Source organism: Streptomyces sp. NBC_00104 (assembly GCF_045160825.1).
Classification (GTDB): domain Bacteria; phylum Actinomycetota; class Actinomycetes; order Streptomycetales; family Streptomycetaceae; genus Streptomyces.
This window is the reverse complement of record NZ_CP108215.1, coordinates 7,606,952-7,622,279: the sequence shown is the minus strand read 5'-3', so window position 1 is coordinate 7,622,279 and position 15,328 is coordinate 7,606,952. Positions and strand designations below refer to the sequence as shown.

Below are 15,328 nucleotides of genomic sequence, written 5' to 3'. Positions count from 1 at the left end.
CCTTACGTCACTTGGCCGTGGCCGGGGCGTCCTCGCCGAGAAGCTTGCCGTCCGAGGTCTCGAACTGCTTCTTGAACTCGGCGATCGCGTCGGCAACAGCGGTGAGGGTGTCGTCCGACATCTTGCCGCCCTCCTTGATGGAGGTCATGAGGCCCTGCTCCTTGCGGTGCAGGTACTCCAGCAGCTCCTTCTCGAAGCGGCGGACGTCGGAGACCGGGACATCGTCCATCTTGCCGGTGGTACCGGCCCACACGGAGACGACCTGGTCCTCGGTCGGCATCGGCTGGTACTGCGGCTGCTTGAGCAGCTCGACCAGGCGCTGACCGCGCTCCAGCTGCGACTTCGACGCGGCGTCCAGGTCGGAACCGAAGGCGGCGAACGCCTCCAGCTCACGGTACTGGGCGAGGTCGAGGCGCAGACGGCCGGAGACCTGCTTCATCGCCTTGTGCTGCGCGGAACCACCGACTCGGGAGACGGAGATACCGACGTTCAGCGCGGGGCGCTGACCGGCGTTGAAGAGGTCCGACTCCAGGAAGCACTGGCCGTCGGTGATGGAGATGACGTTGGTCGGGATGAACGCCGAGACGTCGTTGGCCTTCGTCTCGACGATCGGCAGACCGGTCATCGAGCCCGCGCCCAGCTCGTCGGAGAGCTTCGCGCAGCGCTCCAGCAGACGGGAGTGCAGGTAGAAGACGTCACCCGGGTAGGCCTCGCGGCCCGGCGGGCGGCGCAGCAGCAGCGACACGGCGCGGTAGGCGTCGGCCTGCTTCGAGAGGTCGTCGAAGATGATGAGGACGTGCTTGCCCTCGTACATCCACTGCTGACCGATGGCCGAACCGGTGTACGGCGCCAGGTACTTGAAGCCGGCCGGGTCGGACGCCGGGGCGGCGACGATGGTCGTGTACTCCAGCGCGCCGGCCTCTTCGAGGGCGCCACGCACGGAGGCGATGGTCGAGCCCTTCTGGCCGATGGCGACGTAGACGCAGCGGACCTGCTTCTTCGGGTCGCCGGAGCGCCAGTTGTCGCGCTGGTTGATGATCGTGTCGACGGCCAGGGCGGTCTTGCCGGTCTGGCGGTCACCGATGATCAGCTGACGCTGGCCGCGGCCGACCGGGGTCATCGCGTCGACGGCCTTGTAGCCGGTCTCCATCGGCTCGTGCACCGACTTACGGGCCATGACGCCGGGAGCCTGCAGCTCCAGGGCACGGCGGCCGGACGTCTCGATCTCGCCGAGGCCGTCGATCGGGTTGCCGAGCGGGTCGACGACGCGGCCGAGGTAGCCCTCGCCCACGGCGACCGACAGGACCTCGCCGGTACGGGTGACCGGCTGGCCCTCCTCGATGCCGCTGAACTCACCGAGGACGATGGCGCCGATCTCGCGCTCTTCCAGGTTCAGCGCGAGGCCGAGGGTGCCGTCCTCGAACTTCAGCAGTTCGTTGGCCATGGCCGAGGGAAGTCCCTCGACCTTCGCGATGCCGTCGCCGGCAAGGGTGACCGTACCGACCTCCTCGCGCGAGGCCGCGTCCGGCTTGTACGACTGGACGAAGTTCTCCAGCGCGTCCCGGATCTCCTCCGGCCGGATCGTGAGCTCCGCCATCTGGGTTCCCTGCTCTCCTTGTTGGGCCCGAAGTTTCACTTGGGGGGATGGGGACTCCCCCCTGAACGAGGTGAATCCTCTGCACGGCCCAACCGGGCCGCAGACATACGTACGTACTGCTATGAAGTTTGTGCTAGCTCGCCAGGCGGCGGCCGGCGTCCTCGAGTCGGTCCGCGATCGAGCCGTTGATGACCTCGTCGCCGACCTGGACCCGGATCCCGCCGAGGACGCCTGGGTCCACGTCGAGGTTGAGGTGCATGGCGCGGCCGTAGAGCTTCGCGAGGGCGGCGCCGAGGCGTCGCTTCTGCGGGTCGCTCAGCGGGACCGCCGAGGTGACGACGGCGACCATGCGGTCCCGGCGCTCGGCGGCGAGCTTGGACAGGGACTCGAGTCCCGCTTCCAGGCTACGTCCACGCGGCGCGGTCACGAGGCGCGTCACCAGACGCTCGGTGGTGGCCTTGGCGCGGCCGCCGAGCAGGCTGCGCAGCAGCTCGCTCTTGGCCGAGGCGCCTGCGGCACGGTCGGTCAGCGCGGCCCGCAGCTCGGTGTTCGAGGCGACGATCCGGCCGAACCGGAACAGCTCGTCCTCGACGTCGTCGAGCGTGCCCGACCGCTGCGCGGCGGTGAGGTCGGCGACGGCGGCCAGCTGCTCCAGCGCGTCCACCAGGTCGCGGGACTGCGACCAGCGGGAACGCACCAGACCGGACACCAGGTCGACGGTGGTCGCGCCGACCTGGCCGCCGAGGATGCGGCCGGCCAGCTCGGCCTTGGCCTCGCCGGACTGCGCCGGGTCGGTGAGGACCCGACGCAGCGACACCTCGCGGTCGAGCAGCGCGGTGACGGCGGCCAGCTCGTCGGCGAGGACCGCCGCGTCCACGGACGTGGAGTCCGTCAGCGCGTCGAGACGCGTCCGTGCGGCTGCCAGGGCCTCGCGGCTCGCTCCGTTCATCGCGTGGCCTCGGCCTTCTCCTCGAGGTCGTCGAGGAACCGGTCGATCACACGGCTCTGCCGGGCGTGGTCCTCAAGGGACTCACCGACGAGCTTGCCGGCCAGGTCGGTGGCGAGCTTGCCCACGTCCTGACGCAGGGCCGAAGAGGCGGCCTTGCGGTCGGCCACGAGCTGCGAGTGACCGGCGGCGATGATCTCCTCGCGCTGCCGCTGGCCCTCTGCACGCATCTCGGCGATGAGCGTGGCGCCCTGCTCCTGCGCCTCCTGGCGCAGACGCGCGGCCTCGTGCCGGGCCTCGGCGAGCTGAGCCTTGTACTGCTCAAGAACGCTCTGGGCCTCGACCTTCATGGCCTCGGCCTCTTCGATACCGCCCTCGATCGCGTCACGGCGCTCTTCCAGAACCTTGTTGATGTTCGGGAGAAGCTTCTTCCAGAAGAAGAAGAACACGATGGCGAAGGCGATGGCGCCCACGAGCAGCTCGGGGCCCGGCGGGATGAGCGGGTTCTGCTCCTCCTCGGCCGCCAGCTGTACCAGGTTGGCGATCACATCAGTGCCTTTCCTTGAAAGGTTTCGATCGTCGATGCGTCGGTCTAGTAGACGAACGGCATGACGATGCCGATGAGGGCGAGCGCCTCACAGAACGCGAAGCCGAGGATCTGGTTGGCACGGATCAGACCGGCCGCTTCGGGCTGGCGGGCCAGGGCCTGGGTGCCGTTGCCGAAGATGATGCCGACGCCGACGCCGGGGCCGATGGCGGCGAGGCCATAGCCGATGGAGCCGATGTTGCCGTCGACAGCGGCGAGGGTCTCAAGGGCAGCCATGCTGATTCTTCCTTCTCTTTCAGGACCGGTGGGGGTTGGCCACCGGACGTTCTGGGGCTGGGGGTGGTTGCGGCTCAGTGGTGCTTTGCGAGAGCGCCCTGAACGTAGGTGCAGGCCAGCAGCACGAACACGTATGCCTGAACGGCCTGGACGAAGAGCTCGAAACCGACCATGGCCACGGCCATCACGAAGGAGACACCGGCGGCCGGAATCATCCAGCTGTTGAGCAGGTACCAAGAGGCGACCGTGAACATGACCAGCATCAGGTGACCGGCGAACATGTTGGCGAACAGTCGCACCGCGTGCGTGAAGGGACGGACCAGCAGGTTCGAGAAGAACTCGATGACCATGACCAGCGGCAGGACCGGGCCGAGCGACTTGTCGTAGCCGGTGACGTTCTTGAAGAAGCCCACGAAACCGTGCTTCTTGAAGGTCAGCGACACCCACACCACGTAGACGATGGCGGCCAGCACCATCGGGTAGGCGATGACCGAGGACACCGGGAACTGTGCCAGCGGGATCACGGACCAGATGTTCATGATCCAGATGAAGAAGAACAGCGAGACCATGAAGGGGACGAACTTCTCCCCGTCCTTCTTGCCAATGGTCTCGTAGACGATTCCGCGGCGTACGAAGTCGTATCCCGCCTCGCCGATCATCTGCAGCTTGCCCGGGACCACCTTCGCCTTGCCGAAGGCGAGCGTGAAGAAGGTGATCACCAGGAGGGTGGTGATGAGCGCGAGCAGCATCACCTTGTTGAACTCGAACCCGCCGACCGTGGCGATCGGCTTGAAGAGGAACGAGTGCAGGCCCGGAGCCGGGAAGCCACAGCCGTTGTCGGACATGATCCGACAGCTCCAGTCAAAGGCGAGCTGGGTCCGGTCAGCACTCACCACGGGCTCCTTCGGCGTGACGCATGGGTACGGCAACCTCGTTGTGTCGGCGCGGCGCGCAGCCGCGGGTCGGCACTGGACTGGTGTTACGGATGTGGGGGCGGCTGGGGGGCATCAAGCCTCGCGATTGAGCAGGCGTCAGCTCAGATGCCCGCGCCCGCGATGCCGCAGTTGGCACCGGACGATAGCAGTAGTTCGCACACGCCCTTATCCCGGCCCTACTCCTCACGACGAGTGCCCCGATTTTTCGGGCTTGTTGCCCGTCGACGCATCGGGTTCGACGTAGAGGATCTTGGCCTTCATATGCGCGCGCGTCTGTGCGGCGATCCACACGAGCGTGGTGGCGACGAGCGTGAACGCGAAGGCCCTGGGGTGGAACAGAGTGGTGTTCTTGAACGCGGACAGAAAGATGAACAACAGCAGAATCTGTGCCGCGTAGAGCATCAGCCCCATCATCTGGAACAGATGAGGAAGCGATTTGGCAGTGCGCTGCAGAACGTAGAGCCCGATTCCCATGAAGAGAATCGTGATCACCGCCGCGACGACGGCACCGAGAGCCCCCTTGCCTCCGACGACCACACCGCTGATGACAGCGGCGATCGCGCCGGCGGCTGCCGTGGGTACGGCAGCCTGAAGGAGGGTCCGGACGTCATTGGACGGCATGGCGGCAACTCCGCTTGCTGAGGGGGCAGGGTGTCGTCATGGACGAGCGTAGACCCCGGGGTCGAGCGGAAATCTCCGGCCGCTGGACCGTCGCAATGCGGTCCTTCGACTCTGTCCCGGGTTCTCGTGAACCGTATCACAAACTATTTGATGAGGTCTTTACCTGAATGGTGTGCCAGGTGTCACACATGAGAGTGAAGCTGCCCGTCTGTGCAAAATCCATGCCGACTTGTCTGGTATAAGGCCGTTTGCACCGCCAGGGTCGTGCATGGCATCGGCAAAGCGTTAGTCAGATTCTTACCTTCCCGTCAGCGCGAGGCCCCGCCCTGGCGCCCTCACGACGGACGGCCGGGGGCCGTGTGCGGTGTTCCGCACACGGCCCCCGGCCGGTTCTCGATGCAGTGACGAGGGCGCGCGCGAGACGGTCGCGCCTCAGCGGCGCGCACCCGCCGGGCTGCGTTCCGCTTCGTGTGTACGGCCACCGATCGCCGTCGCGCCGTTGAGGGACGGGGTCCAGTCGGCGACGGGCTCGGCGGCGACGGCCGGGACCGCGCGGCGGCGGTAGCGGGGCGGTACGAAGCGTTCCGCCCAGCGCGGGGCGCGCGGGGTGAAGCGGGGCAGCAGGAGCAGGAAGAGGCCGACGCCGCTGAGCATGGCGATGGCCAGGACGATCCACATGGACGCCGAGTTCACGGTGTACGCCAGGGTGCCGAAGGCGATGACCGCGGACCAGAAGTACATGATCAGCACGGCCCGGCTGTGCGAGTGCCCGACCTCCAGGAGCCGGTGGTGCAGGTGCCCCCGGTCGGCGGCGAACGGCGACTGGCCGCGCCAGGTACGGCGCACGATCGCGAGGATCAGGTCGGCCGCCGGGATCGCGAGGATCGACAGCGGCATCAGCAGCGGGATGTAGACCGGGACCATCGAGTAGACCGTGCTGCGCTCCGAGCCGTACAGGTTCATCACGTCCGGGTCGACCTGCCCCGTGATGGAGATCGCGCCGGCCGCCAGCACCAGGCCGATCATCATCGAGCCGGAGTCGCCCATGAAGACCCGCGCCGGATGCATGTTGTGCGGCAGGAAGCCCAGGCACATGCCCATCAGCACGGCCGCGAACAGGGTGGCGGGGGCCGCCGCCTCGATGCCGTAGCTGTACCAGAGGCGGTAGGCGTACATGAAGAACGCGGCGGAGGCGATGCAGACCATGCCGGCCGCGAGACCGTCGAGGCCGTCGACGAAGTTGACCGCGTTGATGGTGATCACGACCAGGGCGACCGTGAGCAGGGTGCCCTGCCACTGGGTCAGCGCGACGATGCCGACACTCGGGATGGGCAGCCACAGGATCGTCAGACCCTGCATGACCATCACGCCCGCGGCGATCATCTGGCCGCCGAGCTTGATCAGGGCGTCGATCTCGAACTTGTCGTCCAGGACGCCGATCAGCCAGATCAGCGCGGCCCCGGAGAGCAGCGCGCGTGGCTCGTTCGATTCGGCGAAGACCTGGCTGAGGTTGGTCAGATGGTCGGCGACCAGCAGACCGGCGCACAGTCCGAAGAACATCGCGATGCCGCCGAGGCGGGGCGTCGGCTCACGGTGGACGTCGCGCGCACGGATCTCCGGCATGGCTCCGGCCACGATCGCGAACTTCCGCACCGGCCCTGTCAGCAGGTACGTCACCGCGGCCGTGACACAGAGCGTCAGGAGGTATTCACGCACGGGCTTCCCCACAGGTCTCGCTGGCCATCACAGCCCCACACCCTAGCGATGCGCGCATATGGTTGGGGACTTCCGGGTAGCGACGATGGTTGCACGTGATGCTGTGCCTGGTGGTGCGTCTACCCCACCTCAGCGCGGATACGGCGGAAATCTTCCGGCCAGGTCCCGCACTTCTTCACGCGTCCGCCTGGCGTCCACGCCGTCCCGCAGGGCCCCCGCGAACAGCCTGGCGAGCCGTGCCATCTCCACCTCGCCCATGCCCTGCGTGGTCAGCGCCGCCGTGCCCAGCCGCAGGCCACGGGCATCGCCGTGGGGCAGCGCACAGCAGTCGAGGACGATCCCGGCGGCCGCGAGCCGTCCGCGCGCGGTGCGGCCGTCGACGCCCAATGGCGCGGGATCGACGGTGAGCAGATGGGTGTCGGTGCCGCCGGTGATGATCACAAGACCCTCCTCGGCCAGCCCCTGGGCCAGTACGCGGGCGTTGGCGACCACCTGATGGGCGTACGCGGTGAACGCCGGTGTTGCCGCCTCCCCGAACGCGATGGCCTTCGCGGCGATGGTGTGCATCTGCGCGCCGCCCTGGGTGAACGGGAACACCGCCCGGTCCACCCGCTCGGCCAGCTCGCTCCCGCACAGCAGCATCCCGCCGCGCGGCCCCCGCAGCACCTTGTGCGTGGTGGCGCACACGATGTCGGCGTACGGCACCGGATTGGGCGCCGCTCCCCCGGCGACCAGCCCGATCGGATGGGCCGCGTCGGCGATGAGATAGGCGCCCACCTCGTCGGCGACCTCGCGGAAGAACGCGTAGTCGATGTGCCGGGGGTACGAGATCGACCCGCACACGATCGCCTTGGGGCGGCGCGTACGGGCCAGGGTGCGCACCTGCTCGTGGTCGATCAGCCCCGACTCGGCCTCCACTCCGTACCCGACGAAGTCGAACCAGCGCCCGGAGAAGTTGGCGGGCGACCCGTGCGTGAGATGCCCGCCGAAGTGCAGGCCCATCGCCAGCACGGTGTCGCCGGGGCGCAGCAGGGCGGCGTACGCGGCGAGTACGGCCGAAGACCCGGAATGGGACTGCACGTTGGCGTGCTCGGCCCCGAACAGCGCCTTGGCCCGTTCCACGGCCAGCCGCTCGGCGACGTCCACCATCTCGCAGCCGCCGTGGTACCGGGCCCCCGGATAGCCCTCCGCGTACTTGTTCGCCAGCGGCGACCCCAGCGCGGCGAGGACCGCCGGCGAGGTGAAGTTCTCGGCGGCGACGAGCTGCAGCGTCGTCGCCTGCCGATCGAACTCACCGAGCAGCACGTCGGCCAGCTCAGGGTCCTGCCGCCGCAGGACATCGGCCTCTAGGACAGGGGTGACCGACATGATGGACTCCGGGGCGTCGACGGTGACGTAGGACCAATGTAGGCCCGCAGGCCCGGACGCGCGCCCTGCGCTACGCCCGCGCAGGCACCCCGGTCAACGCCGTCACCACCGGACCCGATCCCCCACGCGCCCCTCGCGACGCTCGGCCCCGGCGGGCCTCCCGGCATCGGGACGCTGCGCCGGACTCCGCCCGCCGACCCACCCCACGCCCGGGATCAAGCCCGCGCGGGCACCCCGGTCAACGCCGTCACCACCGGATCCAACGCCTGATGTATCTCGTCACCCACCGACTGGAAGAACGGCAGCGGCGCCCCGTAGGGGTCGTAGACCTCGTCGGCCTCGGCGGTGGGGGCCAGGAGCCACCCGCGTAGAGCGGCGGCGGCGCGGACCAGGGCCCGTGCGCGGACGACCATGCCCTCCTCCAGGGGAGGGAGGGTGGTGGGGTCGATGGCGCGGACGAGGCGGGTGAACTCCTTCAGGGTGAAGGTGCGCAGCCCGGCGGAGTGCCCCATGGAGATGACCTGGGCCCGGTGATCGCGGGTGGCCGTCAGCACGAGGTCGGCGCGGATGACGTGCTCGTCCAGCAGCTCACGCCCCGTGAAGCCGGAGGCGTCCGCGCCGAAGTCCGCGAGGACCGCCTCCGCGTTCGCCTCCATGGGCGCCCCCTCGTGCCCCCAGGTCCCCGCGCTCTCGACGACCAGACCGCCCCACAGCGGGTCCCCGAGACGGTCCGCCAGGGCATGCCGGGTCAGCCGCTCGGTGATCGGCGAGCGGCACACGTTGCCGGTGCTGACGTGGAGGATGCGGAAGGTGTCACGCGGCAGACCCGTGAAGGTCCGTGTCTCTTCCCCGTCCCATATGCCACGCCCCGCGTCAGGGGCCGTCAATTCGCCACCTCAAGGTCGGGTACGACCTTGCGGAGCTCCTCCGCCGACAGGGCGCCCGCGCGCAGCAGCACCGGGATCTTGCCCGTGACGTCGACGATCGAGGACGGCTCGTTGCCGGGCGTCGGACCGCCGTCCAGGTAGACGGAGACGGAGTCGCCGAGCATCGCCTCGGCGGCGTCGCAGTTCTCCGGCGCCGGGTGACCGGTCAGGTTGGCCGAGGAGACCGCCATGGGGCCGACCTCGGTCAGCAGCTCGATGGCGACCGGGTGCAGCGGCATGCGCACGGCGACCGTGCCCCGGGTGTCGCCGAGGTCCCACTGCAGCGACGGCTGGTGCTTGGCGACGAGGGTGAGCGCGCCCGGCCAGAAGGCGTCGACCAGCTCCCAGGCCATCTCGGAGAAGTCCGTGACGAGGCCGTGCAGGGTGTTCGGGGAGCCGATGAGCACGGGTGTGGGCATGGTGCGGCCCCGGCCCTTGGCCTCCAGGAGGTCGGCCACGGCCTCGGAGGTGAAGGCGTCCGCGCCGATGCCGTACACGGTGTCCGTCGGCAGCACCACGAGCTCGCCCCGGCGAATGGCGGACGCGGCCTCGCGCAGACCGGTGGCGCGGTCGGTCGCGTCGTTGGTGTCGTATCGCCGTGCCATCTAGCGGGCCTCCTCGTACACGTACTGCTGCTGGGGGGTTCTCGTCGGGCGCGCGCTCATCAGGGCAGCGCCTTGCGGGCGGTCGCGAACCGCGGCCGGTTGTTGAGGTCCGGGTGGTCGGCCGCGTCGGCCCAGCCCCGCTCCTCGGTGAAGATCCACGGCACCTGGCCGCCCTGGGTGTCGGCGTGCTCGATGACGACGACACCGCCGGGGCGGAGGAGCCGATGCGCTGTGCGTTCGATGCCCCGGATGAGATCCAGGCCGTCCTCCCCTGAGAACAGGGCGAGTTCGGGATCGTAGTCGCGGGCCTCCGGCGCCACGTACTCCCACTCCGTGAGCGGGATGTACGGCGGATTGCAGACGACCAGGTCGACCTGGCCGTCGAGGTCGCGGAAGGCGTCGAGGGCGTTGCCCTGGCGCAGGTCGACCCTGGAGCCCGCCATGTTCTTGCGGGTCCACTTCAGGGCGTCCTCGGACAGCTCCACGGCGTGCACGCGCGAGCGCGGCACCTCCTGGGCGAGGGCGAGGGCGATGGCACCGGAGCCGGTGCACAGATCGACGATGAGCGGCTCGACGACGTCCATCGCGCGGACGGCGTCTATGGCCCAGCCGACCACCGACTCGGTCTCCGGCCGGGGCACGAACACCCCTGGCCCGACCTGAAGTTCGAGGTAGCGGAAGTACGCGCGCCCGGTGATGTGCTGGAGCGGCTCACGCTGCTCGCGCCGGGCGATGACCTCCCAGTACCGGGCGTCGAAGTCGGAGTCCTTGACGGTGTGCAGCTCGCCCCGCTTGACGCCGTGCACGAACGCGGCGAGCTCCTCCGCGTCGTTGCGCGGCGAGGGCACGCCGGCGTCGGCCAGGCGCTGGGTGGCCTGGGCCACTTCCGCGAGCAGCAGGTTCACGCAAGTCCTCCGTCGTCATTCGCGTTTCGTACGTGCCTTACGCGGCTGCCAGCTTCGCGGCCGAGTCCGCGTCGACGCAGGCCTGGATCACCGCGTCGAGTTCACCGTCCAGGACCTGGTCCAGGTTGTACGACTTGAAGCCGACGCGGTGGTCCGAGATGCGGTTCTCCGGGAAGTTGTACGTGCGGATCTTCTCGGAGCGGTCGACGGTACGGACCTGGCTGCGGCGGGCGTCGGCGGCATTCTTCTCCGCCTCCTCCTGCGCCGCGGCGAGCAGCCTGGAGCGCAGGATACGCATCGCCTGCTCCTTGTTCTGCAGCTGGCTCTTCTCGTTCTGGCAGGAGGCGACGACTCCGGTGGGAATGTGCGTGATCCGCACGGCGGAGTCGGTCGTGTTGACGGACTGGCCGCCGGGCCCGGAGGAGCGGTAGACGTCGATCCGCAGGTCGTTCGCGTTGATCTCGACGTCGACCTCCTCGGCCTCGGGGGTGACGAGCACGCCGGCCGCTGAGGTGTGGATACGGCCCTGGGACTCGGTCGCGGGCACGCGCTGCACGCGGTGCACCCCGCCCTCGTACTTCAGCCGGGCCCAGACGCCCTGGCCGGGCTCGGTGGCGCCCTGGCCGCCCTTGGTCTTCACGGCGACCTGGACGTCCTTGTAGCCGCCCAGCTCGGACTCGGTGGAGTCGATGATCTCGGTCTTCCAGCCGACGCGCTCGGCGTACCGGAGGTACATGCGCAGGAGGTCACCGGCGAAGAGCGCGGACTCGTCGCCGCCGGCGCCCGCCTTGATCTCCAGGATCACGTCCTTGTCGTCGCTGGGGTCGCGCGGAACGAGGAGCAGCCGCAGCTTCTCCGTCAGCTCCTCGCGCTGCTTCTCCAGCTCCTTGACCTCGGCGATGAAGTCCGGGTCGTCCGCGGCGAACTCGCGGGCCGTGTCGATGTCCTCGCCGGTCTGCTTCCAGGAGCGGAACGTGCCGACGATCGGGGTCAGCTCCGCGTAGCGCTTGTTCAGCTTGCGCGCGTTGGCCTGGTCCGCGTGGACCGACGGGTCGGCGAGCTTCTTCTCCAGGTCGGCGTGTTCCCCGACCAGTTCCTCGACCGCCTCGAACATCTCTCCGGCTCCCTGTACGACGTTGTGAGTGGGCCGCGCCCCGTGGGCCGCGCCCATGGGCTGCACCGCAAAGCGCCGGTCCCGGCGCCCCCGATGGGGGCGCCGCGGACCGGCGCTGGGGGCTCGCTACTTCTTGGCAGCGGCAGCCTTGCCGAAGCGGGCCTCGAAGCGGGCCACGCGGCCACCGGTGTCGAGGATCTTCTGCTTGCCCGTGTAGAACGGGTGGCACTCGGAGCAGACCTCGGCACGGATGCTGCCGCTCTCGATCGTGCTACGGGTGGTGAACGACGCGCCACAGGTGCAGCTGACCTGCGTCTCGACGTACTCGGGGTGGATGTCGCGCTTCAAGGTGTCTCCTAGTTTCGGGAGGGCGCCGGGTCGCATCCGCGGGATGCGGGAGCGTGAACCGGAGCCGACGTACCAGTCTGCCAGCACTGGTGCCATCTCCCCAAACCAGGGGGTGCGCTCAGGTATTCCCGGGGCCCGACGAGCGCCCCGGGCGCCGGGCCGGGTGACCGCCACCGGCCGGCCCACGGTACGTGGTGCTCGTGATCGCCGTTCGCGGCTGCGGGCCGTGTGTGGCTGGTCGCGTGGTACCCCGCGCCCCTGAAAGCCACAAAGCCCGCAGGCACCCTCAGGAAGCAGCCACGACCCCGTCGGCCGCGCCCGACGCCGTGCCCTTCGTCGCGGACTTCGGGATCGTCCTGTCGGCCTTCAGGGCGGCCCAGACCTGCTGGGACTTGTCCTCGTCCACCAGGACACGGTTGAGGTCGTCGGGGTCGTACTGGACCGGCATCGTGACCATCGTCATGTTCTTGGGGCTGATGCCCTTGAGGCCGCCTGCGAAGGACGCGAGGTTCTTGACGGAGTCGAGCTCGGAGTCGGTGGTGACGGCGTCGGTGGCGGTTTCGGCGAGGTCGTAGAGCTTCGTGGGACTGCTGAGGATCCCGACGGACTTGACCTGCTCGATGAGGGCCTTGATGAACGCCTGCTGGAGCTGGATGCGCCCGAGGTCGGACCCGTCGCCGACCCCGTGCCGGGTGCGGACGAGCCCGAGCGCCTGCTTGCCCGAGAGTGTGTGCTCCCCGGCCTTCAGGTTCAGATGGCTGTCGGGGTCCTTGATGTCCTTCGTCGTGGTGATGTCGACCCCGCCGAGGACGTTGATCAGCTTCTCGAAGCCGGCGAAGTCGACCTCGACGTAGTGGTCCATGCGGATCCCGCTCATGGACTCGACGGTCTTCACCGCACACGCGGCGCCCCCCGTGGAGTACGCGGAGTTGAACATCGCGTACGAGGCGGCCGGATACGTCTTGCCGTTCGCGTCGGTGCACTCGGGCCGCTCGACCAGGGTGTCCCGGGGTATGGAGACCACGCTGGCCCGCTTGTGGCCCTCGTAGACGTGCACGACCATCGCCGTGTCGGAGCGGGCGCTGCCGTCGTCCGTGCCGCCGCCCAGCTTCTTGTTGCTGCCCGAGCGGGTGTCGGAGCCGAGGACGAGGATGTCCTGCGAGCCGTTGTCGACGTCCATGGGCCGGTCGGAGCCGAGGACCTGGTTGATGTCGACGCTCTTGATGTTGCCGTTGAGCTTGAAGTACAGGTAGCCGATTCCGGTGCCGCCGAGCACCAGGACGCCCGCGGCGGTCCAGACGACGGCGAGCGCCGCTCTGCTGTGCCCGTCGCGTGACGTGCGGCGGCGGCCCTTGGCCGCGCGGTGGCGCGGGCCGGTGGTACCGGTCTTCCCTGCTATGCCGGGGTCCGGCGTGCTCTCCGCGGACATCTGCTCCTCGTTCTCTTTCCGGTCGGTTACCCCCTGCGCTCAGGCCCAGGCCTGTCGGGTCGGATGCGGCCATGGCGCTCCATGGTCACTCCGTCCGGTCAGACGGGATAATCCGGGAAAGGGTTGCACGACGAACGGTGCCCATCGCGTAAAGCGCGATGGGCACCGTGTGTGCGGGATGAGCCCGGCGGGACCGGGCTCACCTGGTGTTTCAGCCGAGCAGGTCGTACTGGGCGTAGCTGGTGCCGACCGAGACCCGTGTGCTGAAGATCTCGCTCGTGGCCTTGCCGGTGCCCTTGTAGAGGTACAGCGTGCCGGCCGGCGTACGGGCCAGGAGGTCCGCCCTGCCGTCGCCGCTCACGTCACCGGGAGTGATGAGCGTGTTGTAGGCGCTCCAGTCCGAGCGGACCTTGATCCGGGTGGCGAAGGCGCCCGTGCCAGACTTGCCGGTGCCCTTGTAGAGGTAGACGTTCGAGCCGGTCTTGGTGCGCGCGATCAGGTCGGCCTTGCCGTCGCCGGTGAAGTCGCCGTGACCGAGCACCGCGTTGTACGTGTTCCAGCCCGTGCCGACCTTGACGCGGGCACCGAAGGAACCGGTCCCCTTGCCCGGGTAGATCCACAGGGCGCCCGCCGAGTCGACCGAGAGCAGGTCGGGCAGGGCGTCGCCGGTGACGTCGCCGGGGGTGAGGATCCGGGTGCGGGTCGCCCAGTTGTCGAAGATCTGCGTGGTCGTCCAGGTGTTGGACGAGGGCGCGTACCGCCGCCAGAAGACGTCACCGTCGGAGGAGCGGCGCAGGACGAAGTCCTGGTGGCCGTCCCGGTTCAGGTCGGTCTGCTGGACGAGGTTGTACCCCGTCCAGGTGCCCGCCTCGGAGGGCAGGGCCTGGCGGTCGCCGAGCTTGGACCCCGTGGAGGCGCGGACGTAGCCCGTGCCGGTCTCCTTGTTGCGCAGGAAGACGTCGGCCTTGCCGTCACGGGTGATGGCGGTGTCGTCGACGCGCGGGTAGGTCGCACCGACGTACTTGCTGACCTTGGCGAAGACCGGGTAGGCACCCTTGTACACACAGTTCTCGACGCCCCACGAGACGACACCGATGACCTTGTTGCCGACGACGAGCGGGCCGCCGGAGTCACCGTTGCAGGTGGCGGTGGTCGTGGCGTCGGTGCCGCCGGCGGGCTTGCCCGCGCAGACCATGTGCCCCTTGATGAAGTGGGGGCTCCAGGTGTTCGCGCAGGTCGTGTCGCTGACGATCGGCAGCGTGGCCGTCTTCAGTGTCTGCGAGATGTCCTGGGTCTTGGAACTGGTACGGCCCCACCCGTAGACCTTGGCCTGGGTGCCGGCCGCGTACGAGGCGGTGTCGCCCGACGTCGTCATCTTGATCGGCGTCGCCTTGACCGGCTTCGCCAGTGTCAGGACGGCGACGTCGTTGTCGATCGTGTCCGCGTTCCACGAGGAGTGGTTCCACTGACGTGAGAGCGGGGTGGCGGTACCGCCGTGGTAGTCCACGTGGTTCAGGGTGCCGTCGTCGTTGTAGACGGCCGTGGGCAGCTGGTCGGTGCCGGTGACGATCTCGCCGTACTTGACCCAGTCGTAGTAGGCCTTGTCGACGCAGTGCGCGGCCGTGAGGATCTTCGTCGGTGAGACGACCGTGCCGCCGCAGAAGAAGCCAAGGTCCTGGGTCGGGTCGTAGTACCAGAGCTGGGCCATCCACGGCGCCGAGGCGATCGTGGTCGTCGAGCCGCCGATGATCTGGGCGGACGGCTCCAGGCCACCGTCCGAACTCGCGCTCGACGACGGTTCCCGCTCGGCCACATCCGCTGTGTCGTCCGCCGCCATCGCCTTGGCGATCCGTACGTCCGCTTCGCTGGGCGTCGGGCCGGTGTCGGCGGTTGCCCCGCTCGCGGACGACATCAGAAGCGTCCCGGCTATCGCGGCGGCTATGGCTCCGGACAAGGGTCTAGCCACTCAATTCCCCCCTGGGAGTGCAATGGTTG

15 protein-coding genes are annotated in these 15,328 nt (G+C 68.9%); all 15 read right to left on the bottom strand.

The genetic code is table 11. From position 1 onward, the window contains the following. Nucleotides 1-7 precede the first annotated feature (7 nt). Nucleotides 8-1,597: a F0F1 ATP synthase subunit alpha gene (gene atpA / locus OG272_RS33630; RefSeq protein WP_326577414.1), complete on the bottom strand. Its 1,590-nt coding sequence runs from the start codon at nucleotides 1,595-1,597 to the stop codon at nucleotides 8-10. A 133-nt stretch (nucleotides 1,598-1,730) separates the two neighbouring features. Next, nucleotides 1,731-2,546 carry a F0F1 ATP synthase subunit delta gene (locus tag OG272_RS33625; protein WP_327727793.1) on the bottom strand — a complete coding sequence of 272 codons (816 nt, stop codon included), beginning with the start codon at nucleotides 2,544-2,546 and terminating at the stop codon, nucleotides 1,731-1,733. After that, nucleotides 2,543-3,091, bottom strand: a complete 549-nt coding sequence (locus OG272_RS33620; RefSeq protein WP_327727794.1) for a F0F1 ATP synthase subunit B — start codon at nucleotides 3,089-3,091, stop codon at nucleotides 2,543-2,545. The genes OG272_RS33625 and OG272_RS33620 overlap by 4 nt, the downstream gene beginning before the upstream one ends. 44 nt (nucleotides 3,092-3,135) lie before the next feature. Further along, nucleotides 3,136-3,366, bottom strand: coding sequence for an ATP synthase F0 subunit C (gene atpE / locus OG272_RS33615; RefSeq protein ID WP_326577418.1), 231 nt, complete (start codon nucleotides 3,364-3,366; stop codon nucleotides 3,136-3,138). Between the two features lie 74 nt (nucleotides 3,367-3,440). Beyond that, complete coding sequence (atpB, locus tag OG272_RS33610) at nucleotides 3,441-4,211, bottom strand: F0F1 ATP synthase subunit A (RefSeq protein WP_326585619.1); 771 nt, start codon at nucleotides 4,209-4,211, stop codon at nucleotides 3,441-3,443. A 273-nt stretch (nucleotides 4,212-4,484) separates the two neighbouring features. After that, entirely contained in the window at nucleotides 4,485-4,922 is a 438-nt protein-coding gene (locus OG272_RS33605) for a hypothetical protein (RefSeq protein WP_013000662.1), read from the bottom strand. Between the two features lie 432 nt (nucleotides 4,923-5,354). Then, nucleotides 5,355-6,638: an MraY family glycosyltransferase gene (locus OG272_RS33600; protein WP_326577420.1), complete on the bottom strand. Its 1,284-nt coding sequence runs from the start codon at nucleotides 6,636-6,638 to the stop codon at nucleotides 5,355-5,357. 129 nt (nucleotides 6,639-6,767) lie between these two features. Continuing rightward, complete coding sequence (gene glyA / locus OG272_RS33595) at nucleotides 6,768-8,006, bottom strand: serine hydroxymethyltransferase (RefSeq protein ID WP_327727795.1); 1,239 nt, start codon at nucleotides 8,004-8,006, stop codon at nucleotides 6,768-6,770. A 215-nt stretch (nucleotides 8,007-8,221) separates the two neighbouring features. After that, nucleotides 8,222-8,893, bottom strand: coding sequence for a protein-tyrosine-phosphatase (locus tag OG272_RS33590; protein WP_152171688.1), 672 nt, complete (start codon nucleotides 8,891-8,893; stop codon nucleotides 8,222-8,224). After that, on the bottom strand, nucleotides 8,890-9,537 hold the full coding sequence (locus tag OG272_RS33585; protein WP_326577426.1) for an L-threonylcarbamoyladenylate synthase: 648 nt from the start codon (nucleotides 9,535-9,537) through the stop codon (nucleotides 8,890-8,892). The genes OG272_RS33590 and OG272_RS33585 overlap by 4 nt, the downstream gene beginning before the upstream one ends. Before the next feature lie 59 nt (nucleotides 9,538-9,596). Beyond that, nucleotides 9,597-10,442, bottom strand: a complete 846-nt coding sequence (gene prmC / locus OG272_RS33580; protein ID WP_326577428.1) for a peptide chain release factor N(5)-glutamine methyltransferase — start codon at nucleotides 10,440-10,442, stop codon at nucleotides 9,597-9,599. A 37-nt stretch (nucleotides 10,443-10,479) separates the two neighbouring features. Continuing rightward, nucleotides 10,480-11,556, bottom strand: a complete 1,077-nt coding sequence (gene prfA / locus OG272_RS33575; protein WP_405895415.1) for a peptide chain release factor 1 — start codon at nucleotides 11,554-11,556, stop codon at nucleotides 10,480-10,482. 126 nt (nucleotides 11,557-11,682) lie between these two features. Further along, entirely contained in the window at nucleotides 11,683-11,904 is a 222-nt protein-coding gene (gene rpmE, locus OG272_RS33570) for a 50S ribosomal protein L31 (RefSeq protein ID WP_326577430.1), read from the bottom strand. Between the two features lie 286 nt (nucleotides 11,905-12,190). After that, nucleotides 12,191-13,333, bottom strand: coding sequence for an LCP family protein (locus tag OG272_RS33565; protein WP_405895414.1), 1,143 nt, complete (start codon nucleotides 13,331-13,333; stop codon nucleotides 12,191-12,193). 211 nt (nucleotides 13,334-13,544) lie between these two features. Beyond that, complete coding sequence (locus tag OG272_RS33560) at nucleotides 13,545-15,245, bottom strand: trypsin-like serine protease (RefSeq protein ID WP_327732117.1); 1,701 nt, start codon at nucleotides 15,243-15,245, stop codon at nucleotides 13,545-13,547. Nucleotides 15,246-15,328 lie beyond the last annotated feature (83 nt).